At 54.4% G+C, this 515-nt stretch carries 1 pseudogene; it reads left to right on the top strand.

Annotated elements, in window-relative coordinates:
* Positions 1 to 515 (top strand): annotated as a pseudogene (locus R7044_RS28125) (hypothetical protein); the annotation flags it as partial.

The raw sequence follows: 515 nt of genomic DNA, 5'->3' as shown, positions 1-515 counted from the left end.
TGCACTCTTTCATACTTGTGCCCTTGCCGTCAGGGCTAACCGTAGGCTTGGTGGTGAAAGATTACCAAGACCTTTCGGGGAATACGGGGGCAGAAGACCGCAGCCACTCGATGCCGATCACACCAACCTTGGCGATCACGCCAGTAGGCAATGTGGATAGCAGCAATGCCGCCGCATTGCAGATCACCGGCACTTCAAGCCGCTTTGATGGCCAAACCGTGAGCGTAGAAATCAAAGCGCAAGGCAGTGAAACGGTTATCGCCAATGGCAATGCCACGGTACAAAGTGGTGGCGCTTGGACGAGCAACGCGATGGACATCAGTGGTGAGGCAAATGGCACGTACACCGTCGTTGTCACGGGCACCAATGCCTCAAACGTGGAAGCAACAGAAAGCACAAACTTCACGTTGGCACAGGCGTTGCCAACACTGACTAACGCGACCTTTAACCCAACGCACCAAGCGGAAGGACAAAATGTGACGGTCAGACTGGAGTTCGATAAAGCGCTGCAAGCA

The sequence above is a fragment of the Vibrio sp. 1402 genome, from assembly GCF_033340275.1.
This window is presented reverse-complemented; position numbering and strand designations above follow the sequence as displayed.